Annotated in this window: 27 protein-coding genes and 2 pseudogenes; 15 read left to right on the forward strand and 14 right to left on the reverse strand. The window is 65.2% G+C overall.

The window, feature by feature from the left end; genetic code table 11:
• Positions 1-131 precede the first annotated feature (131 nt).
• From EN846_RS23525 to EN846_RS23535, 3 genes are read left to right on the forward strand one after another with little or no spacing between them, the layout of a single operon-like run.
• Positions 132-2,189 carry a pilus assembly protein TadG-related protein gene (locus tag EN846_RS23525; protein WP_135859305.1) on the forward strand — a complete coding sequence of 686 codons (2,058 nt, stop codon included), beginning with the start codon at positions 132-134 and terminating at the stop codon, positions 2,187-2,189.
• Entirely contained in the window at positions 2,189-2,794 is a 606-nt protein-coding gene (locus EN846_RS23530; protein WP_127393750.1) for a TadE/TadG family type IV pilus assembly protein, read from the forward strand. Before EN846_RS23525 ends, EN846_RS23530 begins: the two co-directional genes overlap by 1 nt.
• On the forward strand, positions 2,791-3,231 hold the full coding sequence (locus EN846_RS23535; RefSeq protein WP_127393748.1) for a TadE/TadG family type IV pilus assembly protein: 441 nt from the start codon (positions 2,791-2,793) through the stop codon (positions 3,229-3,231). Before EN846_RS23530 ends, EN846_RS23535 begins: the two co-directional genes overlap by 4 nt.
• Positions 3,232-3,310: 79 nt before the next feature.
• Here the strand turns inward: EN846_RS23535 and EN846_RS23540 are convergent, their stop codons facing one another.
• A complete protein-coding gene (locus EN846_RS23540; protein ID WP_127393747.1) occupies positions 3,311-3,913 on the reverse strand; it encodes a TetR/AcrR family transcriptional regulator in 603 nt (200 codons plus the stop codon).
• A gap of 110 nt (positions 3,914-4,023) precedes the next feature.
• Between EN846_RS23540 and EN846_RS23545 the strand changes: the two genes are divergently transcribed.
• Positions 4,024-4,464: an OsmC family protein gene (locus EN846_RS23545; protein WP_127393746.1), complete on the forward strand. Its 441-nt coding sequence runs from the start codon at positions 4,024-4,026 to the stop codon at positions 4,462-4,464.
• A gap of 17 nt (positions 4,465-4,481) precedes the next feature.
• Positions 4,482-4,868, forward strand: coding sequence for a nuclear transport factor 2 family protein (locus EN846_RS23550; protein ID WP_127393745.1), 387 nt, complete (start codon positions 4,482-4,484; stop codon positions 4,866-4,868).
• Positions 4,869-4,880: 12 nt separating this feature from the next.
• Here EN846_RS23550 and EN846_RS23555 read toward each other — a convergent pair whose 3' ends face one another.
• The 6 genes and pseudogenes from EN846_RS23555 to EN846_RS23575 all read right to left on the reverse strand — a co-directional run bounded on the left by EN846_RS23555 (position 4,881) and on the right by EN846_RS23575 (position 8,327).
• The gene (locus EN846_RS23555) at positions 4,881-5,492 is read right to left on the reverse strand and encodes a LysE family translocator (RefSeq protein WP_127393744.1); all 612 of its coding nucleotides are present in this window, start codon (positions 5,490-5,492) and stop codon (positions 4,881-4,883) included.
• A 98-nt stretch (positions 5,493-5,590) separates the two neighbouring features.
• A pseudogene (locus EN846_RS35905) lies at positions 5,591-5,875 on the reverse strand (YkgJ family cysteine cluster protein); the annotation flags it as partial.
• A 91-nt stretch (positions 5,876-5,966) separates the two neighbouring features.
• Positions 5,967-6,125 carry a hypothetical protein gene (locus EN846_RS35245; RefSeq protein WP_187331455.1) on the reverse strand — a complete coding sequence of 53 codons (159 nt, stop codon included), beginning with the start codon at positions 6,123-6,125 and terminating at the stop codon, positions 5,967-5,969.
• Positions 6,126-6,416: 291 nt separating this feature from the next.
• Complete coding sequence (locus EN846_RS23565) at positions 6,417-7,196, reverse strand: SRPBCC domain-containing protein (protein ID WP_127309760.1); 780 nt, start codon at positions 7,194-7,196, stop codon at positions 6,417-6,419.
• A complete protein-coding gene (locus EN846_RS23570) occupies positions 7,196-7,516 on the reverse strand; it encodes a metalloregulator ArsR/SmtB family transcription factor (protein WP_127284174.1) in 321 nt (106 codons plus the stop codon). Before EN846_RS23570 ends, EN846_RS23565 begins: the two co-directional genes overlap by 1 nt.
• Positions 7,517-7,667: 151 nt before the next feature.
• The gene (locus EN846_RS23575) at positions 7,668-8,327 is read right to left on the reverse strand and encodes a glutathione S-transferase family protein (RefSeq protein ID WP_127284175.1); all 660 of its coding nucleotides are present in this window, start codon (positions 8,325-8,327) and stop codon (positions 7,668-7,670) included.
• Positions 8,328-8,495: 168 nt separating this feature from the next.
• Between EN846_RS23575 and EN846_RS23580 the strand changes: the two genes are divergently transcribed.
• Positions 8,496-8,675 carry a CsbD family protein gene (locus EN846_RS23580; RefSeq protein ID WP_127284176.1) on the forward strand — a complete coding sequence of 60 codons (180 nt, stop codon included), beginning with the start codon at positions 8,496-8,498 and terminating at the stop codon, positions 8,673-8,675.
• An 18-nt stretch (positions 8,676-8,693) separates the two neighbouring features.
• On the opposite strand, the gene EN846_RS23585 is transcribed toward EN846_RS23580, so the two are convergent.
• Positions 8,694-9,827 (reverse strand): metallophosphoesterase, encoded by a 1,134-nt coding sequence (locus EN846_RS23585; RefSeq protein WP_127393600.1) that lies wholly within the window; start codon positions 9,825-9,827, stop codon positions 8,694-8,696.
• A 124-nt stretch (positions 9,828-9,951) separates the two neighbouring features.
• On the opposite strand from EN846_RS23585, the gene EN846_RS23590 reads away from it, so the two are divergent.
• Positions 9,952-10,539 carry a hypothetical protein gene (locus tag EN846_RS23590; protein ID WP_127393601.1) on the forward strand — a complete coding sequence of 196 codons (588 nt, stop codon included), beginning with the start codon at positions 9,952-9,954 and terminating at the stop codon, positions 10,537-10,539.
• Between the two features lie 33 nt (positions 10,540-10,572).
• Here the strand turns inward: EN846_RS23590 and EN846_RS23595 are convergent, their stop codons facing one another.
• Positions 10,573-11,229 (reverse strand): TetR/AcrR family transcriptional regulator, encoded by a 657-nt coding sequence (locus EN846_RS23595; RefSeq protein ID WP_245493413.1) that lies wholly within the window; start codon positions 11,227-11,229, stop codon positions 10,573-10,575.
• A 237-nt stretch (positions 11,230-11,466) separates the two neighbouring features.
• Here EN846_RS23595 and EN846_RS35910 point away from each other — a divergent pair.
• A pseudogene (locus tag EN846_RS35910) lies at positions 11,467-11,742 on the forward strand (NIPSNAP family protein); the annotation flags it as partial.
• Positions 11,743-11,801: 59 nt separating this feature from the next.
• Entirely contained in the window at positions 11,802-12,236 is a 435-nt protein-coding gene (locus tag EN846_RS35915; protein WP_245518728.1) for an NIPSNAP family protein, read from the forward strand.
• Here the strand turns inward: EN846_RS35915 and EN846_RS23605 are convergent.
• From EN846_RS23605 to choX, 3 genes are read right to left on the reverse strand one after another with little or no spacing between them, the layout of a single operon-like run.
• Complete coding sequence (locus EN846_RS23605) at positions 12,225-13,733, reverse strand: amidase (protein WP_135859308.1); 1,509 nt, start codon at positions 13,731-13,733, stop codon at positions 12,225-12,227. The two genes, EN846_RS35915 and EN846_RS23605, sit on opposite strands and share 12 nt — an antisense overlap.
• Positions 13,730-14,611 (reverse strand): alpha/beta hydrolase, encoded by an 882-nt coding sequence (locus EN846_RS23610; protein ID WP_245493498.1) that lies wholly within the window; start codon positions 14,609-14,611, stop codon positions 13,730-13,732. The genes EN846_RS23605 and EN846_RS23610 overlap by 4 nt, the downstream gene beginning before the upstream one ends.
• On the reverse strand, positions 14,608-15,546 hold the full coding sequence (gene choX / locus EN846_RS23615; RefSeq protein WP_127284182.1) for a choline ABC transporter substrate-binding protein: 939 nt from the start codon (positions 15,544-15,546) through the stop codon (positions 14,608-14,610). Before choX ends, EN846_RS23610 begins: the two co-directional genes overlap by 4 nt.
• Positions 15,547-15,629: 83 nt before the next feature.
• On the opposite strand from choX, the gene betI reads away from it, so the two are divergent.
• The 5 genes from betI to EN846_RS23640 all read left to right on the forward strand — a co-directional run bounded on the left by betI (position 15,630) and on the right by EN846_RS23640 (position 19,944).
• A complete protein-coding gene (gene betI / locus EN846_RS23620) occupies positions 15,630-16,268 on the forward strand; it encodes a transcriptional regulator BetI (protein WP_127391502.1) in 639 nt (212 codons plus the stop codon).
• Between the two features lie 104 nt (positions 16,269-16,372).
• A complete protein-coding gene (locus EN846_RS23625) occupies positions 16,373-17,149 on the forward strand; it encodes an SDR family oxidoreductase (protein WP_127391501.1) in 777 nt (258 codons plus the stop codon).
• A 281-nt stretch (positions 17,150-17,430) separates the two neighbouring features.
• Positions 17,431-18,828, forward strand: a complete 1,398-nt coding sequence (fumC, locus tag EN846_RS23630; RefSeq protein WP_127391500.1) for a class II fumarate hydratase — start codon at positions 17,431-17,433, stop codon at positions 18,826-18,828.
• Positions 18,829-18,941: 113 nt separating this feature from the next.
• Positions 18,942-19,364, forward strand: a complete 423-nt coding sequence (locus EN846_RS23635) for a DoxX family protein (protein ID WP_126055158.1) — start codon at positions 18,942-18,944, stop codon at positions 19,362-19,364.
• Positions 19,365-19,521: 157 nt separating this feature from the next.
• Positions 19,522-19,944: a DoxX family protein gene (locus EN846_RS23640; RefSeq protein WP_127391503.1), complete on the forward strand. Its 423-nt coding sequence runs from the start codon at positions 19,522-19,524 to the stop codon at positions 19,942-19,944.
• 114 nt (positions 19,945-20,058) lie between these two features.
• Here the strand turns inward: EN846_RS23640 and ppx are convergent, their stop codons facing one another.
• Both ppx and EN846_RS23650 read right to left on the reverse strand, forming a co-directional pair.
• Positions 20,059-21,594, reverse strand: coding sequence for an exopolyphosphatase (ppx, locus tag EN846_RS23645; protein ID WP_127391499.1), 1,536 nt, complete (start codon positions 21,592-21,594; stop codon positions 20,059-20,061).
• Positions 21,591-23,786 (reverse strand): RNA degradosome polyphosphate kinase, encoded by a 2,196-nt coding sequence (locus EN846_RS23650; RefSeq protein WP_127284743.1) that lies wholly within the window; start codon positions 23,784-23,786, stop codon positions 21,591-21,593. The genes ppx and EN846_RS23650 overlap by 4 nt, the downstream gene beginning before the upstream one ends.
• A gap of 215 nt (positions 23,787-24,001) precedes the next feature.
• Here EN846_RS23650 and EN846_RS23655 point away from each other — a divergent pair, with 215 nt between their 5' ends.
• Complete coding sequence (locus tag EN846_RS23655) at positions 24,002-24,247, forward strand: zinc-finger domain-containing protein (protein WP_127284742.1); 246 nt, start codon at positions 24,002-24,004, stop codon at positions 24,245-24,247.
• Position 24,248: the final 1 nt, after the last annotated feature.

A 24,248-nucleotide genomic window follows, 5' to 3' on the forward strand; every position in this document is an offset into this window, starting at 1 on the left:
CAGCTATTTCGATCAAGCGCTTGTGACCGAGCCAGAAATTGTAGGACAATAAATTTTAACACATTCACGGTTACTAAAGAACGGAGCACCGTAAGGTTGCTCGAGATTGCAGCGTTCTTCAGGTCAGCCTCATGCAGATTTTCCGGCGGTTTTCGCGTAGCCGCGATGGCAACGTCCTCATCATCTCGGCCCTGGTGCTGCCGCTGCTCATCGGCATGGCGGCGCTGGTCACCGAATATGGCGGAGCCCTGGTCGAGCGCTCCGACAACCAGCGCATCGCCGACCTCTCGGCCTTTGCCGGCGCGCTTGCCTACAACGCTACGAAGTCCACCGATCAGATGAAGGCGACGGCGGTCAATGTCGCCGTGCTCAACGGGGTGCCCGCGGCCGACGTGCAGGCCTCGCTGGTGACGTCGCCGAAGACCAGCGGCATGAAAGCTGTTGCGGTGACGATCAACACGCCGAAATCGCTGATCCTGGCGCGGGTGCTGCAGGACCGCCAGCAGTTGAACATCCACGCCAACTCGATCGCAGAAGTCGGTGCGGCGGCGTCGACGCCCGGCTGCATGCTGGCGCTCGACGGCACCCAGACCGGCATCACGCTTTCCGGCGGCACCAAGATCAGCGCGCCGAAATGCACGGTCTCGTCGAACAACACAGTGACGGTGCCTTGCGGAACGACCATCTCGGCGATCGGCGTCACCTACAATTCGACGACGGCGCCAAGCCAGCCCTGCAGCGGCATCACCGGCACGATCTCCAAGAAGTACACGGCCGATCCGCTGGCCGGCAACACGGCCGTCGCCGCCGCCGTCGCCCGCATCACAACCGTGGCCGCGCTTTCGACGACGACCGCGCCGACGGCGCCGACCACCCCCACCGGCAGCGATATCGCTTTCGCATGGAACCAGAGCTCGACGCAGAGCCAGGCAACCACGCTCGGCTGCACGGCCAGCTGGGCATCGGCGACCTCGACCTGGACGCTGAATTGCGGCAGCAAGACCACGGTCAACCTGGGCACCATCACCATCGGCGGCGGCATCAACCTCAATTTCGCCACCAGTGGCGCGGCGAGCACCGTCTACAACATCGCCGGCGACCTCACGACCAGCGCCACGACCAAATTCGGCCCCGGCACCTACAATTTCGCCAAGACACTGACCACGGCCGGAACCACGACCTTCGGCGCCGGCACCTACAATTTCGGCAAGCAGGTGACGACCGCTGGGATAACGACCTTCGGCGCCGGAACCTTCAACTTCACCAAGGGCCTGACGACCGGCGGCGGCGCCACCACGACGTTCGGCGCCGGCACCTTCAAGATCGGCATCAGCGACAACACCTGCGGCGGCACCGCGCGTGTCAGCCTCTGCAACACCAGCACGCTCACCTTTGGCGGGCCGAGCACGTTCGAGCTGCCCGGCGGCTTCAACAACACCGGCGGCGCGACGTTGACCTTCGGCTCCGGCACCGCCAACAGCTACAAGATCGGCCCCGGCAGCAATGGCGACGCCATCACGCTCGGCGGCGGCTCCAAGACCCTCCTGGCCGACGCCACCAGTTCGGGCGTGTTCCAGGTGGTCGGCAACGTCAATGGCGGCGGTGGCGGCAGCTGCTTTGTCGTGCCGGCCACGGCGCAGCACGACATCGAAGGCAACTTCATCGGCTCCGGCGCCATCCTGCTCGGCGCCGGCATCTACACGGTGGACGGCTATTTCGCGCTCGGCGGCAGCGGCGGCGGCAGCGCCAGCTGCGGCGGCTCGACGATCAGCATCAGCGGCACCGATGTGACGCTGGTGCTGTCGGGCAAGGCCAAATCGAGCTCGGGAAGCTGCAACGGCTATGTCTTCTGCGTCGCGGCCGGCTACAGCAACATCGTGCTCACCGCGCCGCAGACCGGCGCCACGGCCAAGCTCGCCGTGATCGGGCCGACCTCGACCTCGGTCACCGCCGGCGCCACCTTCGCCGAAGGCGGCTCCAATGCGCAGATCTCCGGCGCCTTCTATTTCCCCTATGGCCCGATCATCATGAACGGCGGCTCCAGCGTGCTCGGCTCGGCCACCGACGCCACCAAATGCCTGCAGATGATCGGCTCGCGCATCACGCTGTCGGGCGGCACGGCCGCTGCGAGCGAATGCATCGCCGCCACGAGCGCCTCCACCGCGAGCAAAGTGAGCTTGGTCCAGTGATGATTTCAAACATCCTTCGCCGCCTGCCGCGCTTGTTGCGCGGCTCGGCCCTCGCCCGCTCCCTCTGCCGCGATCGATCCGGCGTCTCGGCGGTCGAGTTCGCGCTGGTCAGCCCGGTGCTGATCACCATACTTGCCGGAACCGTCGACATCGGCGCTTCGCTCAAGGCAAAATTCGATCTGACCTCGGCGATCTCCGCCGGCTCCAACTATGCCCTGCTCGGTGCCGACAAGGTCACATCGACCGGCGGCGCCACGCTCGCCGCCAACATCATGGCGGTGGTGAGCAGCGGCCTCAGCAGCACCGGCGGCACCATCAAGGTGGTGGTCAACAATGGCGCCTCGATCACCTACAACGCCAGCACGGCCACCGCGAGCCAGAGCGGGACGGCATCCAACGCCGACCTCTGCTATTGCCCGACGGTTTCGGGGACCACGGTCACCTGGGGCACGTCGGTGACCTGCAGCACCGCTTGCCCCAAGGGCGGCATTTCCGGAAAGTTCGTGGCCATCACCGCAAGCAGGCCGTTCGCGCCGCTGTTCGGCGCCCTCGGCATCGTCAAGAGCGGCAACATCGGCGTCGAGGCCATGGTGCAGCCGCAATGAAGAGCCTGTCGTCATTTCTCCGCGACAGGTCCGGCGCCAATGCGGTCGAGTTCGCGCTGCTTTCGGTGCCGCTGCTGATGGTGCTGTTCGGCACGGTGGAGTTCGGCCGCATGTACTGGGTGCAGCACGCGCTGCAGGAAACCGCGACCTCGGCGGCGCGCTGCGTTGGCGTGCTGCAGAGCGGGTGCACGAAAAGCGGCGTCTACAACTCGGCCAGCACCGTCAGCTACATCAGCACCATGGCCGCGACCGACGGCATCGCGCTGAGCGGCAGCAACATCACCGTCAACAACAACACGACCTGCTCGGGCCTCAGCGGGTTTTCGACGGTGCGGATATCCTACACATTCTCGACCGTGCTGCCGACCTTCCTGACCGCGCTGGCCAATGGGCCGCTGCTCAGCGCAACGGCCTGCTTCCCCAACCAGGGCGCCTAGAGCGTTTCTCCATTTCACGGAGACGGCGAACCGCCCTATCTCTCTGCTTTGACACAATTCCGGAGGCGCATGAACTGCTCTAAACGGTAGCTTCCTCGCGCTCCGCCGCCTTGCCGGCACGCACCGCCGCCTCCACCAGCGCCGTCACTTCATCGGCCACGGCCGTGAGCGGCCCGTGGTCGCGGGTGGCTCGGGCGATCACCATCAGGCCCTCGAGCGAGGATTCGACGAGCAGCGCAAGCGCCTGCGCGCGCCGCTCGGGCACCCCTGCCCTGACGAATGCCTGGCGCAGCAGGCCAATCCACTGCTCGAAGGCCGAGCGGCACAATTCCGCCAGCTCCGGTGTTGGCGAGTCCAGCACGACAGGCGCGATCGGACAGCCGAGCGAGAACTGGTTCTCCTCCAGCATGGTAGCCACCGACTGATAGATGTGGCGGACCGATACGGCCGGGTTGTCTTCCGCCGCCAGCGCAGCACCCAGCCGCTCCGTCACCTCGGCGACGCTGGCGCGCGTCACCTCGATGACCAGCTGGTCCTTGCCGCCCGGAAAATGAAAGTAGAGCGAGCCGCGGGGGGCCGCGCTGGCGCTCAAAATGTCGTTCAGCGAGGTGCCGTGATAGCCGCGCTGCCTCAGCAGCAGGCCGGTCGTCTCGAGTATGCGGGCCCGGGTGTCGTTCGCCATGTCAACCTCTGTCAGGAGCAACCATTATAGGCCTTGCGCAGAATATGACAATCGGTCTACATAATATGCAGATCGGTCTATATATACACTCGTCGACCCAGGAGGACACGATGACAATTCGCGAGGCTTCGGCCGAATGGCAAGGCACGCTGAAGGAAGGTTCGGGCCGCCTGCGGCTTGGTAGCGGCGTCTTCGAGGGCGCCTATTCCTTTCCGTCGCGTTTCGAGAATGGCCCCGGCACCAACCCGGAAGAGCTGATCGCCGCGGCGCATGCCGGCTGCTTCTCGATGGCTCTGACCTTTGCTCTCGGCCAGGAGGGTCACGTCGCGCGGAACATCCGCACCATTGCCAGGGTGCATCTCGGTGCGACCGCGGCGGGCCCGACGATCACGCGCATCGACCTCGAAACGGAGGCGGAGGTCGCGGACCTCGCGCAAGACGAATTCGAGCGCCTTGCCCAATCCGCCAAGGCCGGCTGCCTCGTCTCGCGCGCGCTGGCCGGCGTGCCTCAGATCAACCTCAGGGCGATCCTCGTCGGTGCCGGACAATGACCTCAGGGGAAAACGCAATGAAACCCGATAGCATCATCGACATCCACCCAGACGACCAGTCTCGAGAGACGGCCGAGATCATGCGGCGCTTCAACGACGTGTTCCAGCGCCACGACCCGTCGGCGCTGGCCGAACTGGTGGGCGAGAACTGCGTGATCGAAAACACCGTACCGGCGCCCGAGGGTGCCCGCCACACAGGCGGCGAAGCGTGCGTCGGGCTATGGACGGCGATCGCAACCCAGGCCGGCACGCGCTTCGACATGGAAGAAACCTTCGTCGCCGGCGAGCGGGCGACGATCCGCTGGCGCTACTGGATGGCGGACGGCAATTCGCTGCGCGGCGTCAACCTGATGCGCGTTGCCGGCGGACGCATCGTCGAGGCGATGGGATATGTGAAGGGGTAGCGCCGATTGGCGCTACCGGTCCGTCAGCGCCAGCTTGGCGCCGAGCATGACGAAAGCACCGGCGAAGGTGCGGCGCATCCAGGTCAGCACCTTCGGCCGCGACACGACATGGCTGCGGATCGAGGCCGCGAAGATGCCGTAGCCGGCGAAGACGACGAAGGTGACGAGCATGAAGACGCCGGAGAGCTCCAGCATCTTCGAAAACGCGTTCGGTTCGGTGGTGCTGACGAATTGCGGCAGGAAGGCAAAGAAGAAGATCGACAGCTTCGGATTGAGGATGTTGATCAGGATGCCGGACGTGATCACCTTGCCGGCCGAGCGCGGCGCGACGTTCTCGTCGACACTGAGGCCGCCCTTCTCCTTCAGCGTGTTCCAGGCCATGTAGAGCAGATAGGCGACGCCCAGATATTTCAGCGTCTCGAAGGCGACAGCGCTGGTGTGCAGCACCGCGGCAAGGCCAGTGATGGCGGCCGCCATATGCGGGATGATGCCCAGCGTGCAGCCGAAGGCGGCAATGATCGAGGCGCGAGCGCCGCGCGAAAGGCCGGCGCTGAGCGTGTAGAGAACGCCGGTGCCCGGCGAGGCGACGACGATCAGCGTCGTCAACAAGAATTCGATGCTCATAGATCCTCCGCAGCCCCTGCCCGGCGCGGAAGGTATCCGGCCGCTTGAGGCGGGGCAAGCGGGGTCGGTGAGCAATCTCCCCCCTCGAGGGGGAGACCAACAAGCGGCAGCCCATGCGCGGCACGCGCCATCAGGCAGTCGTCGCCGCCGGGCATGCAGGCGCGGCAGACATCGGGGCGGAGCTCATAGATGCCGCAGGCCGTCTGCTTGCCGATCTCGCCGGAGAGCGCGGAACAGCGCACGCCCTCGCAGCGCATGCCGGACAGGTCGGCCGACACGAATTTCTCCGGGATGCGATCGAGCTGCGCGTCGTCTTCCGTCGAGAAACGCGGCCATTCGGCCGAGTAGGAACAGCAGGCGCCGCAGCTCTGGCAATCAAAGACGACGCCTTCAGCGACACCTGTCCAGCCGAGGCCGCTGGCAAAGCCGGATGGCCAGTTCGAATCTTCGTGATCGGCCTCGTGCGGCAAAGCGCTATTTCTTCTTTTTGGTCTTGCGAGGCGGCGTTTCCGCCGACCCGTCGAACAGGTCGGTCGCGGCCGGCTTATCGGCCTTCGGCGCGGCGGCCGGCTTGGCCGGCTTGGCTGCAGGCGGAGACGCGGATGGAGCCTTGGCGGAGAATTTGATGGCCATGTCTTTCCTTGCCGTGAGCATGGGGTCGCGCGGCACTGCGCGTCGATCGACGAATCCCAGCCGGTCCTAGCACAGATCGGCGCCGCGGAAACGGAAAAGGCCAGCCTTGCGCCCGGGTGCCGCACAGTCGCGCTGACAGAGGCTGCAATTTTTCTTCGCCGGCTGTGGAACCGATGCCGAGGTCAGCCGTTATGGTGATGTCGTCGGTTCATGAGAGCAATCTCAAGTTTTCGGACGGCAAAAGGACGCCCCCACGCAATAAACCGCGCGAGGGGCGTTCTTTTATGGCGCTCACATGATCACGCTCATCATCGGCAGCACCTCGTAGCGGAAGCCGCGGCCCGACCGCACAACCGGATCGGCATCGGTCACCGCCCTCGCCTCGGCTTCGGTGCCGACGCGAAGGATGCACAGGCCCCAGGGCCCGGTCGGGTCGGCGACCGGGCCAGCGATCATCATTCTCCCCTCGCGAAGCTGGGTCCGCAGATAGTCGGCATGGCGGCCCATCAGTGCCCGCTCCTCCTCAGTCAGGGTGAAGGCGAAATCCGGGCGCGGCGGGATCAGCCGGCAATGGAACACGCCGGACGGCTTGATGCCTGCCTCGGCGGCGAGGAACTGACCGAGCCAGCCCAGCACCCGCTCCCAGCCGAAGCCATGGTCGCGGCAGGAGTCGTGGCGCGCGCCAAAACCCTCGTGGCGCAGCGTCAGCCGCGTTCCGGTCTCCACCGGCTCCAGCGTGTAGGTGACGGTCGTCACCTGGTCGCCGTCCCACGGCGCCCTCCAGGTCATCACCAGGCGGTGCGGCGGCTCGACCTCGACATATTCGCCCTGGACGTGGAAATCACGGCCGTCGGCGCCCTTGCCTTCGGAGCGCCAGGCGCCGCCCGGCCGGACGTCGGCGGTGTGCTTCGTGGTGCGGTACATGTCGTCCGCACCCCACCAGAGCGGGATCTGGTCCGCGGCGGTGATCGCGCGGAACACCCGCTCCGGCGGCACGGCGATCGTCACCGTGGCCAGGATGGTGCCAGCCGACACGTCGGCGATCGCGCGTGGTCTGTCGTTGCCCGCCATCACTCTTGCTCCAGATAGGATTTCAGATTGCCGAGGCTCGCCTGCCAGAAGTCGCGGTAGGGCAGGATCCAGTCGGCGACGTCCTTCAGTTCGGCCGGTTCCAGCCGATAGAGCCGCTCGCGGCCGTACTTCTGCTCGGAGACGACGTTGAGCTCGCGCAGGATGCGCAGGTGCTTGGAGATCGCCGGCCGGCTCTGCGAAAAGGCCGCGGCCAGTTCGTTGACCGGCGCCGGACCCAGCCGCAAGCGGTCGAGGATGGCGCGGCGCGTCGGGTCGGCGATAGCGCGGAAAACGGAGCGGTCAGGATCAGCTTGCGGCATAATACGTATCCATTTGGTTACGTATTATGCCGAACCGGGATGGTGGTCAATTTTCTTCACCCGATATGTCGTTGCCGAGGCTGAAAGCCCATGCCGAAACCGCCCCGGCCGTCGAGGATCGCCTTGAGCCTGTCGGAGGCCCTCCTAGTGGTCAGTCCTGTTCGTGAGGACCGGGCTCCGGCCACGGTTCCTTCGCCGCCTCCGCGTACCAATGCCGCATCGCCGGTGTCGACAGCACGGCGTCGACATAGGCCCGCGTATCGGGCGCGAGTTCCCCGCCATAGGTGTCGAAGCGGGTGATGATCGGAGCGTACATGGCGTCGGCCGCGGTGAAATGGCCGAACAGGAACGGGCCGCCCTTGCCGTATTCGGCGCGGCATTGCCGCCAGATCGCCTCGATGCGAGCCCGCTGGACCTCGCCCTCGGGATCGAGCGGCTTGTGGCTCTTCGGCCGGCGCAGGTTCATCGGCCAGCCATAGCGGACCTCGCGAAAGCCGGAATGCATCTCGGTCGCCACCGAGCGCGCCAGGGCGCGGGCGCCGAGATCGTCCGGCCAGAGCTTTTTCTCGGGATAAAGGTCGGCCAGATATTCAAGGATCGCAAGGGTTTCCCAGACGATCCTGCCATTGTGATTCAACACCGGCACCAGGCCGGTCGGCGACACCTTGGCCAGATTGGCAAAGGTCTCCGGCGTGCGCAGGCGCACAAAACTCTCCTCGAACGGGATCTCCAGATGCCGCATCGCCACCCAAGGCCTGAGCGACCAGGAGGAGAAACATTTGTTGCCGATGAAGAGCGTGAATTCAGCCAAGGCGGTTCCCCTGTTTTCCCGCCACCTTAGTGGCGCGCGGCGAAGCGGCAAAGCGTTTCGCTGACGATATTGCCATCCAGCGCCTTCGCGCGGCTCGCTTCGACTGTGCGGAACCGGGAGGCACATCAGCCCGTTTCTCTCGCGATTGGATCTCCGGGAGATGCGGAGATGGTGAACATCGACCAGATTGCGGGCCTGGCCAAGCAGATCAAAGGCTCGATCCGGCAGACGGTTGGCAAGGCCACCGGAAACCGTCCGATGCAAATCAGGGGCATCGCGGACAAGGCTACGGGCAAGGTGCAGAAGGCCTGTGGCGACATGAAAGCCGTGATCAAAAAGGCGATGTGATTTGGCAGGCCTTCGCGGTCATGCCTGAAGCGCCTTCGTGAACGCGTTGGTGAAGACAACCTCGCCATGGTCGCCGGCCGCTTCGCCGAGCACCACGTCCATGCTGTCGCCGGTCACTCGCGCCAGCGCGAAGCCGCCCATATAGGCGGCCTTCGGCTTGAACAGGTCGAGCCCGTCGCGGCGGTAGATCATCGGCACCTCGTGCTGATGGCCGTGGAAGATTGCGATGACGTTGTAGCCCTTGAGGGCCGCCAGCAGCGCCTGGCGATCCGCCTCGCCCCACCAATGCGGTGCGCCGGTGCCGCCGTCGTCATAGGTCCGCTTGGCCGGATCCCAGCGCTCCGTCGAAAAGATATCCCAGCCATAGTGCTGGAACAGGACGACCGGGCGGCCGTCGCCGGCATAGGTAGCCAGGTCCTGCTTCAGCCATGGCAGGCTGCTCAGCGCTCCATGGCCGGTGTCGCCGGCGAAGCGGTGCGTCTGGACGAGATGCAGGCCGCCCCAATCCCAGGAATAGCAGTCGGTGTCGACGTCATAGTCGGTCGCCGGCACCGGCGGCTTGAAGAACACGCCGGCGCGATGGTTGACCTCGACATAGTCGCGCAATTCGCGGCGGTACCAGTCGACATGCGGCGGCGAGCCGTTCTGGTCGAGGTCGTGGTTACCGAGCCCGACATAGACGGGCATGTGGACGCGGTCTGGGCCGATGCCCTGCTGGTAGCGCTGGCTGAACTGCAGCAGCTGCGTGCCCTCGCTGGGCTCGGTGACTTGGCCGCCGCCGTCGTCGGTGATGTCGCCGCCGGTGACCAGGCCAAGCGGCGTGCCGATGCGGCTGCCGGCCGAACGCAGGCCGGTGGCGACGCCACCGATCTCGGCCGGCCATTGCTTGTCGGCGATGCCGTTCAGCGCGGCGACGCTGCGCAGCAGCGCGGCATCGGTCTTGCCCTCCTGCAGGCAGTTGGGGCTCAGCCCGCTCGCCATGCGGCAGGCGTGGATATCAGCGATAAACAGGAAGGTGGCGTCGATCGGCTGGATGCGCTTTCCGGTCTGGCCGAAGGCCTGGCGAGCAAAAGCGCCGGCCGCGGCGAAGCCCGCCAACTGCTTCAGGGCGCTGCGCCGGGAAATTGATCGGATGGGCAAGCGAGTCATCATGGCCGAGATTCAGCACAGGCGGCGCCCGGCCGTCCAGTTCCCTCCCCGACCCGCCAAGCATCGACATGGCGGAATGGGTCTGGCAGTCTTGCGCCTTCAACTTGAGCGGGAAGAGGAGGATGCGATGAAGGCCGCAACGATCGGCATGGCCCTGCTTGCCGCGGCGGGCACCGCGCATGGCGCCGAATGCGTCGACGCCAAGACCGCCAAGACCGGCTTCGTGCTGGAGATGCCGGGCGTCCGCAGCGAGTTCCGGCCGGCGGCCGGCGGCATGGTTTCGGTCGCCAACACATACCAGTCGGAATCGCCGCAGACGCAGTATCTCTATGCCGGGCTGATCGAGGTGTTTCGCGACAGCACGACCGGCCATCTGGCGATGATCCCGCTTGGCGACCTGAAAAAGCTGTTTCCGCTCAAAGCTGGCGCGAAGAGCACGACGCAGTTCGTCGAGCTGTCGCCGAAGAAGCAGCCGAAAGGCACAAAGACGCTGGAACTGGCGGTGAAGGGCAAGGAGACGTTCAGCCTCGGCGGCTGCAAATACAATGTGCTGGCGGTCAAGGAGACGATCAAGAACCAGGCCGGCGAGACGCTGGACACGTTCACCGCGCTCTACGCGCCGGATCTCGGCGCATCGCTGGCCCGGCGCTATGACGAGGGAACGAATTCGGAAAGCGTGGTCGGCTACGAGACGATCAAGCCGCTGCCGCAGTAGCGCCTGACGGCCGGAAGCGCTGGCGGGCCGACATCAAAGGGTTCTCGGTCGCGGCAGCACCCTGCGGCGCCGCCTCTCTACCAATCCGCTCTGTGAGGATGGGGCGCCCTGCTCCAACCCCGCCAGGCAATCCCGCAGCAGACCCGCATCCTGCGCCGTCTTGGCCATCGACATGGCGCCCGAATAGGCGGCGACCGCCAGCGTGGCATAGCGCTCGGGGTCCGTGCCCTCGTCCCGGCCCGCTTGCCGGTCGACCCGCAGCTTGTCGGCGATCGCCAGCCGCCAGCCGGCAAAAATGCCGGCAAGCGCGATGCGGAAGTCCGGGTCGGCGAGCGACAGTTCATGCGCGAGGTTGTTGAGCGGACAGCCGCGCACAAAACCTTGCCGTTCCAGTTCCGCCGCCACCGCCTCGAACACGGCGCGGACGCCTTCGCGCGCCGAGGATGCGGCGCGCACCGGCGCGATCCAGGTCTGATCGACGGCGGCGGCCACCCGCTCCTCGATCACCGCCAGCGCCAGCGCCTTCTTGGTCGGGAAATGGTGATGCAGCGCGCCGCCGGTGACGCCCGCCGCCGCCATCAGGTCACCTAGACTGGAGGCATGATAGCCGCGCGCCTGGAAGGATTCCTCCGCCACGTCGAGCACGCGCCGGCGCATGCCTTCCGGGTCGTTGGTGCGTTTTTGGCGCATCGCCATCTCCTCCATCTTCCCTTGGGAGAGAAGGTGCCTGAACCAAGTGAAGGCGGATGAAGGGTGCTCCAGCCTGGCAAGAACGGCGATCCGTCCGGCACCCTCATCCGTCTTGGCGCTGCGCGCCAATCCACCTCTCCCGCACAGGGAGAAGGAAGAGAGAAATAGCAGATTGACAAAACAGGACAACCGGTCTGTTTTACAAAACAGGATGATCACCCTGTTTTGGAGTCGACAATGGACCTTGCTCGAAACGAAACCTCTGCACGCCTTGCGTCACCGATCGTGGAACTCAGGCAGTACACGCTAAAGCCCAGACGGCGCGAAACGCTGATCGACCTCTTCGAGCGCGAGTTCATCGAAAGCCAGGAGGCGGCGGGCATGACCATCATCGGCCAGTTTCGCGACCTCGACCGTCCGGACATGTTCGTGTGGATGCGCGGCTTCGCGGACATGGCGGCGCGGAAGGAGGCGCTGACGGCCTTCTATAGCGGCCCGGTGTGGGCCGCGCACAAGGAGGCCGCCAATGCGACGATGATCGATTCCGACGACGTGCTGCTGCTGAAGCCGGCATGGCCGGGCGCCGGGTTCGACCTGTCGAGGGTGCGACGGCCAGCTTGCGATGGGGTCGAAAACGCGATAAGAAGCGCTTGCCTGTCATTGTTGAGATTCAGATTCATCATTTGCATCCGGGCGCCGAAGCCGACTACGCCGAGCGTTTCGAAACGGATGCCGCCCCGCTGCTCGCGGCGAACGGCGCCCGCCTGCTTGGCGCCTTCATCAGCGAGCATGCGGAAAATACCTTTCCGCGCCTGCCGGTGCGATCGGCCGAAAACGTCTTTCTCGGCGTCATCGGCTTCGACCACGAAGACGCGCGCCGCCGGTCGCAAACCGCCCTCGCCGCCTTGCCGGCATGGCAGGCGTTTCGAGGCGGGGCGCAGGCAGACCAGACCAGGCCGACGGAAACATTGCGGCTCTCGCCGACATCGCGATCGCTACTCGGCTAGCCTTGCGGTAATCGCTCCATTCCGGGGGCAGGTGCCGCCCAACTCGATGGCGAGCGCGGCAAGCCTGACCTGGACGGGCGGACGACGCTTGCTCCAGCCGGTTGCCTGTTCCAGCGCGTAGGAAATTCCAAGCAGCCTATGGTCCTCATTGGGCCGACCGGCAAGCTGAATGCCGATCGGCAGGCCGTCTTTGGACAGGAAAAGCGGGAGGCTGGCGGCAGGTTGTCCGGTCACGTTGAAGATTTCCGTGAACGGCGCGAAGCCGTAGGCCCGATCCACCCATGCTGCATAATCGAACGCGGCGTCATCGCCACGGACAGCGCCAATTAGGGGCGGCAAGTCGGCTGTCGCCGGCGTCATGATCAGGTCGAAGCCGTCGAACGTCCTTGCCATCGCCAGCGATGCCCGATGCTGTCGGGCCTGCGCCTTCAAATAGTCGGCGGCCGACGAGCGGCGGAAACGGTCCAGCGCATGCAAACTCAGCGCTTCGATTTCGCCGGGCAGAGGCATGCGGCCGATATCGTTGGCCCGCTCGTCGACGAGCAACGCGACCTCCGACATCCAGAAAATGCTCCATTCGGCGCCGCCATCGGCCTCCGGCGGAAAGCGGCCCTCAATCACCTCGTGCCCCATCTCCTCCAGCAGCGCCATGGCTTGCCGGAACTTCTCCTCGATCTCCGCCGCCACCGGCGCGCCATCCGGCCGATGCGCCACGCAGGCAATGCGCATGCGCTCGGCCGGCGACGACAGCCAATCCAGATAGGAGGGCACCGATCTCGACACGAAGCATGGCGCGCCCGGTTCGGGGCCGACGGTGATGTCGAGCATTGCGGCGGTGTCACGAACGGTTCGCGAAAGAACGTTCTCGACGAAAAGTCCGGCGCCGACCTGATCGCGATAGGGGCCGACGGGATTGAGGCCTCGCGACGGCTTCATGCCGAACACGCCGCAACAGGCCGCCGGCACCCGGATCGAGCCGCCGATGTCGGAACCGTGGGCAACCGGCACCATGCCGCTTGCCACCGCGGCCGCCGCGCCGCCGCTCGAACCGCCCGCCGTCACCGACAGGTCCCACGGGTTCAAGGTCGGGCCGTGAACAACGGGCTCGGTGACGAAGTCATTGGCGAATTCCGGCGTGTTGGTCTTGCCGAGCAAGGTCAGGCCGGCGTTCCGCCAGCGCCTGACGATTTCGCTGTCGGGCTTCGGCGCGGCATCCCTGAAATAGAGCGACGCGTGGGTGGTCGGCCACTCCCGCACATAAACGCCGGTGTCCTTGACCAGGAACGGCACGCCCGCCAACGCGGCCTTCGCGTCGCAGCGCGCTGCGGCAGACAGCGCGCGCTCCGCGTCGATCAGCGTCACCGCATTGATCGCCGGGTTGAGCAATTCGATCGCTTCGATCGCGGCTTCGGCAATTTCGACGGCGGACAGTTCGCCGGAGCGGACGTGGCCGGCCAGGGCGACGGCGTCTGATGCCATGTATTGCGCCAGGTTCATGAGCGCCCTCGCCTCGAAACGGCTCCGCCCATGCGGCTTTGCCCGCCTTCGGTCCGCGTCTGGACGTAATCGGAGATGGTGGCCGCGACCAGCGTCGGATCTTCCCAGTGCGGATTGTGCCCGCAATGGGCTGCGGCCACGAGCCTCGCGGCGGGAATTTCCTCAGCCAGCCGTCGCTGATGGGTTGCGTCGAAGATCGGATCGCGCCCGCCGCCGATGACAAGTGCCGCGACACGCAAGGCGCGCGCGGCGGCGGTGAGGTCCGTTCCGCGTATTTCGTCCAGAAGGGTGCGCCAGCGTGACGCCGGCATCGCCGACGCCTCCTTGGCGGCGGCGGCGAGAAAAGCCCGCGGCACGCCGGGCTGGCAGGCATGCCACCAGGCATAAAACGGGTCCGCCGGCGATATCGGATCGCGCAGTTCCCGCACGCCTGCAACCATTGGATGGTCCACTGCCAGATCGGGCTTCAGAGTGCCGGCCAACAGCACCAGCCCGCCGATGAGTTCCGGTTGCCGTGCAGCCAACTCGAGCGCGATCATGGCGCCCAGCGAATGGCCGACCACAACCGGCCGCTCCAGCCGCAAGTTGCGGACCAACCCCGCGAGATCGCTGGCGAAGTCGCCGATGCCATAGCCCCTTCCTGCCAGCGAGGCGCCATGGCCGCGCAGGTCGGGAATGACCAATCGGCGGCCGGCAAGGTGCGGCGCCAGAAGCGAGAAGCTGCGGCTGGTGTCGGTGAAGCCGTGCACCAACAGCAGCGCCGGTTCCGATCCGGCGAACTCGACATAGGCCATTTCGAGGCCGTCGAGGTCGATGACCCGTTTGCGGCTGGCCCAGGCTTCCTGTTCCGGCCAAGGGGCGAGCGCAGCAGAGCTCACAGGCCGAGCTTTTCCTTGACGGCGGCAAGGCCCGGCTTGCCCTCGAAGGTGGTCACGCCAGCGAGCCAGGCGTCGAGGCGGTCCTTGTTCAGCGTGATCGCCTTCAGTCCAGCCTCCTCGGGCTTCATGCCGTCATTGATCAGATAGCCCATGCCGACATTCTCGAAATCGACATCGAAGGCGAGATTCTTCAACAGCTGCGCGACATTCGGACATTGCTGGAGGTAGCCCTTGCGGACCTGCGTCGTCACCGTCGCGGCGCCGAAATTGGGCCCATAGAACTTGTCGCCGCCGGTCAGATACTTGAAGTCGTACATGGTGTTCATCGGATGCGGCGCCCAGCCCTGGAAGACGATGAACTGCTTTTCCTTGATCTCGTAGCCGACCTCCGAAAGCATGCCGGCTTCGCTCGACTCCACGACCTGCCAGCCGCCGAGGTCCAGCGACGGGTCGGCTATGGCGTCCATCATCAACTGGTTGGATCCGGGCTCGATGCCGTACATCTTCTTACCGAACTTGTCGGCGAACTTGTGCAGGTCGGAGAAGTCCTTGACACCGGCCTCCCAGACATAGGTGGGCACCGCGAAGGTGTATTTGGCGCCCTCGAGATTGACGCGCACATTCTCGACCGAACCATCCTTCTTGTAAGGCTCGTAATAGGTGACCATCGCGGGATCCCAGTAGCCCAGGAACAGGTCGAGATCGTTGTTCTTCATGCCCTCGTAGATGACGTTGATGCCTAGCACCTGGCTCTGCGGCTGATAGCCGAGCGCTTGAAGCAGGACGTTGGCGATCCCCGTGGTGAAGGCGAGATCGTTCCAGCCGGGTTCGGCCATGCGAACAGCGCTGCATTCCTTGGACTCGGCCGCCAGGCCCGGTTGCGTCGAGAGCGCCAGCACGCAGAGCGCGGCGCCTGCCCCTATCAAGCGATGCATTTCGGTTCTCCTCATTCGCGGTTTGTTGACCAATTGGTTTGTATATTGTCCCATTGGTCAATTCTTGATCTCAGCGGACGAAAATGTCAACCTCGATTCTCGATGCACGGAATTCGCCCTTGAAACTCAAGCGTCTCAGCGACATACGCCGCACGGAGCTGCGGCAGGCGGCCTTTGCCGTGCTTCAACGCGAAGGCATTGCCGGCGCCACAATCGAGAAGGTCGCCGCGCAGGCAGGCGCCTCGAAGGGCATCGTGCTGCACTATTTCAGCAGCAAGCAGGAACTCTTCGAGCACGCGATGCGCGAATCGAACCTCGTCCTGCGCAAGGCCGTGGTGGCGCGGCTGCGGCACGCGCAGACGCCGATGCAGCGGGTGGATGCCATCATCGACGGCAATTTCGAACCGCACCTGTTCCAGCCATCGCTGTGCTATGCCTGGCTGTCGCTCTGCGCCGAGGTGCCGCGCGACGAGAAGCTGGCGCGTATCCAGAAGGTGCTGCATGCGCGCATGCGCTCCAATCTTTTGTCCGGGCTCAGCGCCCTTGCCTTGCCCGAGGACGCCGAGGAGATTGCGCTTGGCGTCACGGCGCTGATCGACGGTCTATGGCTGCGGCTCGGCCTGCAGCCTGGAAGCGTGTCGCGCGAACAGGCGATCCGACAGGTGAAGAGCTATGTCGCGGCGAGGCTGGCCATGCGGGAGCCTGTCCCGGCCGGCGGTTAAGCGCAGACCGTCCCCCAGCCGAAGTTCATACTGTGCGATAGGCCTTCGGCTTGACCGCGCTTGCCCGTCAGCGATGCACTCGTCGCGCAATGACGGAGGATCCCATGCGACTTCACGGCAAGCGGGCGCTGGTGACGGGCGGATCGGACGGGATCGGCCTGGCGATCTCGGAGGCCTTTTTGCGCGAAGGCGCCGATGTGCTGATCGTCGGCCGCGATGCCGGCAAGCTGGCAACGGCGCGCGACGCGATGGCAAGCGAGGCGAAGGGTGGCGCGGCGGTCGAAACGCTATCGGCCGATCTCGCGACCGGCGCCGGCATCGATGCGACGGTTGCCCGGGTGAAAGCATCCGGCCAACTGCTTGATATTCTCGTCAACAATGCCGGCGTCGCCTATCTCGTGCCGTTCGAGACGGTCAGCGAGGCGCAGTTCCAGCATTCCTTCGCGCTCAACGTGACGGCGGCGTTCTTCCTGACGCAGCGGCTGTTGCCGCATTTCGGCGCCGGTGTCTCGATCATCAACATCTCCTCCTATTTCGCCAACAAGATGATTCCGAACCGGCCGTCGAGCCTCTATTCGCTCTCCAAGGGCGCGCTGAACTCGCTGACCAAGTCGCTCGCCTTCGAGCTCGGACCGCGCGGCATAAGGGTCAATGCGATCGCGCCAGGCACGATCGACACCGCAATGCGGCGCAAGTCGATCGAAAACCTGCCGGCCTCCGCGCAAGACGAGTTGAAGGCCCATGTCGAGCGCAGCTATCCGCTCGGGCGCATCGGCCGCACCGGCGACCTTGCCGGCATCGCCGTCCATCTCGCCAGCGACGAGGCTGCCTGGACCAGCGGCGGCGTCTTTGCCATCGACGGCGGCTACACGGCGGGGTGAATAGCCGATCTCCCCCCTTGTGGGGAGATGGCCGGCAGGCCAGAGGGGGCGCTGTCCCGCCAGCGTTTCAGCCCATTGAGGGCCGGATGAAATGGCAGCTCGGATCATCCCAGGTGCCGTGATCCTTCGCGCCCGCTCTGCCCTGCCGGGCATCTCCCCCACAAGGGGGGAGATTAGCTAACTCTTCAACCGATTTGCATCTTCTTCGCCCCCAATCTCCGCTTGATGCCATTTGTGCAACGCGATACGCCGTTGCCGAATTCGACAACCGGAGACCTCCAGTGAGCGCTGAGAAGACCAGAACCGAAACCGACACATTCGGTCCCATCGAGGTCGCCGCCGACCGCTACTGGGGCGCGCAGGCGCAACGTTCGCTGGGCAATTTCAAGATCGGCTGGGAAAAGCAGCCGGCGTCGATCGTGCGCGCGCTGGGCATCGTCAAGCGCGCCGCGGCCGAAGCCAATATGGAGCTGAAGCGGCTCGATCCAGCGCTCGGCAAGGCGATCATCGAGGCCGCTCAGGAGGTCATCGACGGCAAGCTCAACGACCATTTCCCGCTGGTGGTGTGGCAGACCGGCTCGGGCACGCAGTCCAACATGAACGCCAATGAGGTGATCTCCAACCGGGCGATCGAGCTGCTCGGCGGCGTCATGGGCTCGAAGAAGCCGGTGCACCCGAACGACCACGTCAATATGAGCCAGTCGTCGAACGACACCTATCCGACGGCCATGCACATCGCCTGCGCCGAACGCATCGTGCACGACCTGCTGCCGGCGCTGAAGCACCTGCACAAGGCGCTGGAGGCGAAGAGCCACGCGTTCGCGCACATCATCAAGATCGGCCGCACGCATACGCAGGATGCCACGCCGCTGACGCTGGGACAGGAATTCTCCGGCTATGCCGCACAGGTCGCCTCCTCGATCAAGCGCATCGAGATGACGCTGCCCGGCCTACAGGAGCTGGCGCAGGGCGGCACCGCCGTCGGCACCGGCCTCAACGCGCCGGTCGGCTTCGCCGAGAAAGTGGCCGACCGCATCGCCGCCATCACCGGCATCGCCTTCGTCACCGCGCCGAACAAGTTCGAGGCGCTTGCCGCGCACGATTCCATGGTGTTCTCGCACGGCGCGATCAACGCTGCTGCGGCGGCGCTGTTCAAGATCGCCAACGACATCCGCTTCCTCGGCTCCGGCCCGCGCTCCGGGCTCGGCGAGCTGTCGCTGCCGGAAAACGAGCCGGGCTCCTCGATCATGCCGGGCAAGGTCAACCCGACCCAGTGCGAGGCGCTGACGCAGGTCTGCGTCCAGGTGTTCGGGAACAACGCGGCGCTGACCTTCGCCGGCAGCCAGGGCCATTTCGAGCTCAACGTCTACAACCCGCTGATGGCCTACAATTTCCTGCAGTCGGTGCAGCTTCTGGCCGATGCCTCGGTCTCCTTCACCGACAATTGCGTCGTCGGCATCGAGGCGCGCGAGGACAACATCAAGGCCGCGCTCGACCGCTCGCTGATGCTGGTGACGGCGCTGGCGCCGACCATCGGCTACGACAACGCCGCCAAGATCGCCAAGACGGCGCACAAGAAGGGCACCACCCTGCGCGAGGAAGCACTGGCTACAGGGCTGGTCAGCGAGGCCGACTACGACCGGCTGGTACGGCCGGAGGACATGACGCATCCGGGGTAAGCTAGTATCACCGACGTAACCGGGTGAACAATCTGTCGCCAGATCGGCATCTTTGGTGAACAGTCTGCCTGCTCTATCTGGGTTGTCATTCCAATCCTCCCGGAGAGAGTCCCATGTCCATCAACACTTCTGTCGCCGGTTCCGGCGTCGCTTCCAACAGCTCCACCACCATCCTGCTCGGCCGCATCCTGCTGGCCGTCATCTTCCTGCTTTCGGGCTTCGGCAAGCTCACCGCGATTGCCGGCACCGCCGGCTATTTTGGCAGCCTCGGCCTGCCGCTGCCGACCGTGACCGCCGTCCTCGTCGGCCTCATCGAACTGCTCGGCGGCCTCGCCGTCCTCGTCGGCTTCCAGACCCGCATCGTGGCCTGGGTGCTGGCGATCTTCACGGTTGCCACCGGGCTGGTCGCCCACACCGGCTGGGCCGACCAGATGCAGATGATCCAGTTCCTCAAGAACCTCGCCATCGCCGGCGGCTTCATCGTGCTGGCTTCGTCTGGCGCCGGTTCCTACTCGATCGACGCCAAGCGCGGCTGAGCCACGCTCAAATCCCGAACTAGACAAAGCGGCGCGGAATTTTCCGCGCCGCTTTTTCGTTGTCCTTAGAGCAGCCTCGTTAGCCAATTCCCGTGCGAGCCCCGGCAGCGTAGACTGATCGGCATGCCGGGCCGGAGTCGCCGGCAGGGAGGTGATGATGCTCCGCAACGTGCTGCTTCTCCTGTCCCGGCTGCTGCTTGCCGCCCTCTTCATCCCTTCCGGCTTCCAGGCGCTGGCCAATATTTCCGGCACGACCAGCTATTTCGCCGGCCTCGGCCTGCCCCTGCCGGCGCTCGCAGCCTGGGGCACCGGCCTGTTCGAGCTGATCGCCGGAGCGCTCGTCCTCGTCGGCTTCCAGACGCGGATCGTTGCCCTGCTGCTCGCGGCCTTCTGCATCGTTGCCGGCTTCATCGGTCATTACGGCCAGGGCGGCGACGACGCGATGCTCGCCTTCCTGCACCAGCAGATGCTGATGAAGGACATCGCGATCGCAGGCGGCTTCCTGGCGCTGGCGATGGCCGGCGCCGGTGCCTGGTCGGTCGACGGGCGGCTGGTTGGAATCGCAGATCAGCTGACTTGACCAGGCCGGCCAATTGGCCGGCTCGCTCAGGCGCGTTGAAAATTGGCGGCGATGATTTCGCGCCAGATGCGGGTGGGCCTTTTTGGCGCTGCCCACCATTTTCACCGAGACACCCTATTTGACCGAGACGCTTGGCCCATTCTCGACCGCCAGCACCAGCCGGCGATTGGTGATCCTGGCCAACTGCGCCAGCCGACCGGCCGGCCGCTCGCCATAAAGGTCGGCGAGCGAGGCCGGCAGCACCAGGGCCAGCGCGCCGTTGGGTCGGTTTTCCCATTTCAGCCGGGGCATGATGCCCGGCATCGCCGCCGTCAGCAGGTAGACGACGCGCATCATCGCCGCCAGCAGGCGGGCGCGCTCCAGGATGCGCGGCGGCGCCAGCGCCTTGATCTCGGGGGCGATGCCCTCGTTGAAGATACCGTCATGGCGGTAGGCGCCGGCCAGCGCCAGATAGGCGCGGCCGGGATGGTCCACGCCTATGAAGGAGGCATGCGCGATGATGTTGAGCGACTGCCGGCCGCGATATTCGGGATGCGCGCGCCAGCCGATGTCGGCCAGCAGGCAGGCGGCATGGCGGTATCGTGCCTCGTCCCCGGTCTCGTCGATGCCGAAGGCGGCGAAGGCCTTGCCGGTCCACTCGACCAGCTCATGCGCGTGGTGGACCGAGCGCGAGCGCAACAGCGCAAGCTCCTCGGCGGCCGAGATCAGCGGATCGGCCTTCTGTTCGGCTTCGTCGAGCAGCGAATAGAGGAAGCCCTCGCGCACGCCGAGCGCCGAGACGACGATCTTGGACGGCTGCATCGCCGCCATGATCTCCTGCAGCACGACGGCGCCATAGGGCAGCAGCGAGCGACGATTCTTGGAGATGCCCTCGATGCCCCTGACCTTCTCGATCTCGGCCTTCGTCACCTGCTTCAGGAAGCTCAGGGCGCTGTCGGCCGGTATCTCGTAGTGGTGCATGACGCCGAGCGGATAGTTGCTCATCTCCATGTGCAGCCGGGCGAGGTTTCGCCAGGTGCCGCCGACGGCGTAGAAGACCCTGCCCTGCCCGCCCTTCAGCAGCTTTGCCCGCGCCAACTGCTCGCGCGCGATCTTCTGCGCCTGGGCGAGCGAGTTCTTGGCCATGTCCTGCAGGCGCAGGCCGCCGAGGGGCAGGGTGATGCCGTCGCCGATCGCCTCGCCATTGATGTCGATCAGCTCGAGGCTGCCGCCGCCAAGGTCGCCGGCGATGCCATTGGCCGGGTGGAAGCCTGAGATGACGCCGAGCGCCGAATAATGCGCCTCCTGGCGCCCGGAAAGCACCCGGATCTCGGTCTTCAGCACATCCTCTGCGCGGTGGATGAAATCGGGGCCGTTGACAGCCTCGCGCGCGGCGGCGGTCGCCAGCACATACATGTGCTCCGCGCCCGCCTGATCGGAGAGCGCGCGGAAGCGGCGGAACTCCTCCATCGAGCGGGTCACCGCCTCGGGGTCGAGCTTGCCGGTCGAAACGATGCCGCGGCCGAGGCCGGCCAGCATCTTTTCGTTGAACAGCACAGTCGGCGAGCGCGCCAACCCTTCGTAGACGACGAGGCGGATCGAGTTCGAGCCGATGTCGATGATCGACAGCGGCCGCCGGTCCTGGAGCCGGCCCTGGGAAGTAGAAATCACGCGGCGCCGTTCTTCTTGCGGCGCTTGAACTGGGCTATGCGCTTGGGCGCATGTGACTTCAGCGCGTCACCCCGTCCGGACAGGCTCGGATTGGTCATGAAATATTCCTGCGCGTTGAACGGTTCCTCGCCCTCCTCAAGCACGACGCGCCGGGAGGTTCCGTCAGCCAATACGTCGAAACTTTGCTGGTTGTCCATGATGTTGCCCAGCATGATCTGGCCAAGCACCTGTTCATGCACAGTTGGATTGGTGATCGGCACCATGGTCTCGACGCGGCGGTCGAGATTGCGCGGCATCAGATCGGCCGAGGAGATGTAGACGATCGCCTCGTCCGAAGGCAGGCCGTGGCCGTCGCCGAAGCAGTAGATGCGGCTATGCTCGAGGAAGCGGCCGACGATCGATTTCACCCTTATGTTTTCCGACAGGCCCGGCACCTGCGGCCTCAAACAGCAGATGCCGCGCACGACGAGGTCGATCTCGACGCCGGCGCGGCTGGCATCGTAGAGCGCGTCGATGATGATCGGATCGACCAGCGCGTTCATCTTCATCCAGATGCGGGCCGGCCGGCCCTCGCGCGCATGGGCGATCTCGTCCGAAATGTGCTTCAGGATGCGCTTGCGCAGCGTGAACGGCGAGACCGCCAGCCGCATCTCCTCGGCCGGCTCGGCATAGCCGGTGATGAAGTTGAAGAGCTGGGCGACATCGCGCGCGATCGTAGCGTCGGTGGTGAAGAACGACAGGTCGGTGTAGATGCGCGCGGTGACCGGATGGTAGTTGCCGGTGCCGAGATGCACGTAGTTGCGCAGCTTGCCGTCCTCGCGCCGCACCACCAGCGACATCTTGGCGTGGGTCTTCAGTTCGAGGAAGCCGAACACGACCTGGACGCCGGCGCGTTCGAGGTCGCGTGCCCAGCGGATATTGGCCTCCTCGTCGAAGCGCGCCTTGAGCTCGACCAGCGCCGTCACCGACTTGCCGGCCTCGGCCGCGTCGACCAGCGCTCGGACGATCGGGCTGTCGTTGGAGGTGCGGTAGAGCGTCTGCTTGATCGCCACCACTTCCGGGTCGGCCATCGCCTGGCGAAGGAACTGCACCACCACGTCGAAGGATTCGTAGGGGTGGTGGACGACGATGTCCTTCTCGCGGATGGCGGCGAAGCAGTCGCCGCCATGCTCGCGGATGCGCTCGGGAAAGCGCGGATTGTAGGGCGTGAACTTCAAATCGTCGCGCGCGACGGCGACGATCTCGGAGATCTGGCTCAGCGCCAGCGGACCGGTCAAGACGCTGATGCGGCTCGACGAAACGCCGAGCTCGCCGGCGACGAAGTCGCGCAGCGCGGGTGGCATCGACATGTCGAACTCGATGCGGATGACCGAACCGCGGCGACGCCGCTTCAGCGCCGTCTCGAACAGGCGCACCAGATCCTCGGACTCTTCCTCGACCTCGATATCGCTGTCGCGGATGAGGCGGAAGGTGCCGGAGCCCTTGACCTCGTAGCCCGGGAAGAGCTTGCCGATATAGAGGCCGACCGCTTCCTCGAGCGGGATGAAGCGGACATGGTTCTTGCGGTCGGGCAGGCGGATGAAGCGCTTCAGGGCCACCGGCAGGCGCAGCAGCGCGCTCATCTCCTCGCCGTTCTTGCGGTGGCGCAATTGCAGCGCCATCGAAAAGCCGAGATTGGGGATGAACGGGAACGGGTGCGCCGGGTCGATCGACAGCGGGGTCAGCACCGGGAACACCTGATCCTGGAAATGTTCTTCCAGCCAGGCCCTCTCGTCCTTGGTCAGCGCGTCGCGAGTGATGCTCTCGATGCCTTCCTTGTTGAGCAGCTGCATCAGCGCCGACAGGCTTTTCTGCTGGTCCTCCTGCAGGCGCTCGACCTCGCGCAGCAATTGTTCGAGCTGCTGCTCCGGCGTGCGGCCGTCCGGGCTCTTGAGGGCGATGCCCTCGCGCACCTGGCCGGCGAGGCCGGCGACGCGGACCATGAAGAACTCGTCGAGATTGGCGGCCGAGATCGACAGAAAGCGGACCCGTTCGAGCAGCGGATGGTTCGCATTCAGCGATTCTTCCAGCACGCGGCGGTTGAACTGCAGCCAGGAGAACTCGCGATTGACGAAACGGTCTGGATTGCCGGCTTCCGGGCTTGCCGCCTCGATGGTGATGAATTCGCTTTGCACCGGCTTCAGTTCGTTCATGATTCCTGCTCTTGCCCCTGCCCCGGTTTCCTTGAACATCCTTTCGGAGCCAGGCATTACGCCTGGCTGCAAAAATGCTCCAGCCGGTTAACCGGCTCAACTTATCCTCTGACAGGGTTTTGCGACAGTTTCATTTCATCGATCTTGCAAAGAGGCCGGTTATGATCCAGATGCAAACTGGCCGAAAGCAGGCCGAGACCAAATTGGAGACGACGATGGCAGGCGGTTCCATTCCCCATTTCCAGAACGATGCGGGCCATCCGGCGATCGACATCGGCGTCAGAGAATTCATGTGCACGGGCGCCAACCCGCCTTTCGACCATCCGCATGTCTTCCTCGACATGGGCGACGACAACGAGAAGGTCTGCCCCTATTGCTCGACGCTCTACCGTTATTCGTCGAAGCTGAAGGCGACGGAAACGGTGCCGCCGGGCTGCCTCTATATCGACCAGGCCGCCTGAC

The organism is Mesorhizobium sp. M4B.F.Ca.ET.203.01.1.1 (assembly GCF_004791025.1).
In the GTDB taxonomy this organism is placed as follows: domain Bacteria; phylum Pseudomonadota; class Alphaproteobacteria; order Rhizobiales; family Rhizobiaceae; genus Mesorhizobium; species Mesorhizobium abyssinicae.

What these genes read in the sequence shown, in the direction of transcription:
- EN846_RS23540 (WP_127393747.1), bottom strand. Translation starts at nt 3,913, where the DNA reads ATGGCGAACGACACCCGGGCCCGCATACTCGAGACGACCGGCCTGCTG.
- EN846_RS23640 (WP_127391503.1), top strand. Translation starts at nt 19,522, where the DNA reads ATGCTCCGCAACGTGCTGCTTCTCCTGTCCCGGCTGCTGCTTGCCGCC.
- EN846_RS23655 (WP_127284742.1), top strand. Translation starts at nt 24,002, where the DNA reads ATGGCAGGCGGTTCCATTCCCCATTTCCAGAACGATGCGGGCCATCCG.
- EN846_RS23595 (WP_245493413.1), bottom strand. Translation starts at nt 11,229, where the DNA reads ATGCGCCAAAAACGCACCAACGACCCGGAAGGCATGCGCCGGCGCGTG.
- EN846_RS23565 (WP_127309760.1), bottom strand. Translation starts at nt 7,196, where the DNA reads ATGGCGGGCAACGACAGACCACGCGCGATCGCCGACGTGTCGGCTGGC.
- EN846_RS23590 (WP_127393601.1), top strand. Translation starts at nt 9,952, where the DNA reads ATGAAGGCCGCAACGATCGGCATGGCCCTGCTTGCCGCGGCGGGCACC.
- EN846_RS23530 (WP_127393750.1), top strand. Translation starts at nt 2,189, where the DNA reads ATGATTTCAAACATCCTTCGCCGCCTGCCGCGCTTGTTGCGCGGCTCG.
- choX (WP_127284182.1), bottom strand. Translation starts at nt 15,546, where the DNA reads ATGCATCGCTTGATAGGGGCAGGCGCCGCGCTCTGCGTGCTGGCGCTC.
- EN846_RS23570 (WP_127284174.1), bottom strand. Translation starts at nt 7,516, where the DNA reads ATGCCGCAAGCTGATCCTGACCGCTCCGTTTTCCGCGCTATCGCCGAC.
- EN846_RS23580 (WP_127284176.1), top strand. Translation starts at nt 8,496, where the DNA reads ATGGTGAACATCGACCAGATTGCGGGCCTGGCCAAGCAGATCAAAGGC.
- EN846_RS23625 (WP_127391501.1), top strand. Translation starts at nt 16,373, where the DNA reads ATGCGACTTCACGGCAAGCGGGCGCTGGTGACGGGCGGATCGGACGGG.
- EN846_RS35915 (WP_245518728.1), top strand. Translation starts at nt 11,802, where the DNA reads ATGGCCGGGCGCCGGGTTCGACCTGTCGAGGGTGCGACGGCCAGCTTG.
- EN846_RS35245 (WP_187331455.1), bottom strand. Translation starts at nt 6,125, where the DNA reads ATGGCCATCAAATTCTCCGCCAAGGCTCCATCCGCGTCTCCGCCTGCA.
- EN846_RS23650 (WP_127284743.1), bottom strand. Translation starts at nt 23,786, where the DNA reads ATGAACGAACTGAAGCCGGTGCAAAGCGAATTCATCACCATCGAGGCG.
- EN846_RS23605 (WP_135859308.1), bottom strand. Translation starts at nt 13,733, where the DNA reads ATGAACCTGGCGCAATACATGGCATCAGACGCCGTCGCCCTGGCCGGC.
- betI (WP_127391502.1), top strand. Translation starts at nt 15,630, where the DNA reads ATGTCAACCTCGATTCTCGATGCACGGAATTCGCCCTTGAAACTCAAG.
- EN846_RS23545 (WP_127393746.1), top strand. Translation starts at nt 4,024, where the DNA reads ATGACAATTCGCGAGGCTTCGGCCGAATGGCAAGGCACGCTGAAGGAA.
- EN846_RS23585 (WP_127393600.1), bottom strand. Translation starts at nt 9,827, where the DNA reads ATGATGACTCGCTTGCCCATCCGATCAATTTCCCGGCGCAGCGCCCTG.
- EN846_RS23555 (WP_127393744.1), bottom strand. Translation starts at nt 5,492, where the DNA reads ATGAGCATCGAATTCTTGTTGACGACGCTGATCGTCGTCGCCTCGCCG.
- EN846_RS23535 (WP_127393748.1), top strand. Translation starts at nt 2,791, where the DNA reads ATGAAGAGCCTGTCGTCATTTCTCCGCGACAGGTCCGGCGCCAATGCG.
- EN846_RS23550 (WP_127393745.1), top strand. Translation starts at nt 4,482, where the DNA reads ATGAAACCCGATAGCATCATCGACATCCACCCAGACGACCAGTCTCGA.
- EN846_RS23635 (WP_126055158.1), top strand. Translation starts at nt 18,942, where the DNA reads ATGTCCATCAACACTTCTGTCGCCGGTTCCGGCGTCGCTTCCAACAGC.
- EN846_RS23525 (WP_135859305.1), top strand. Translation starts at nt 132, where the DNA reads ATGCAGATTTTCCGGCGGTTTTCGCGTAGCCGCGATGGCAACGTCCTC.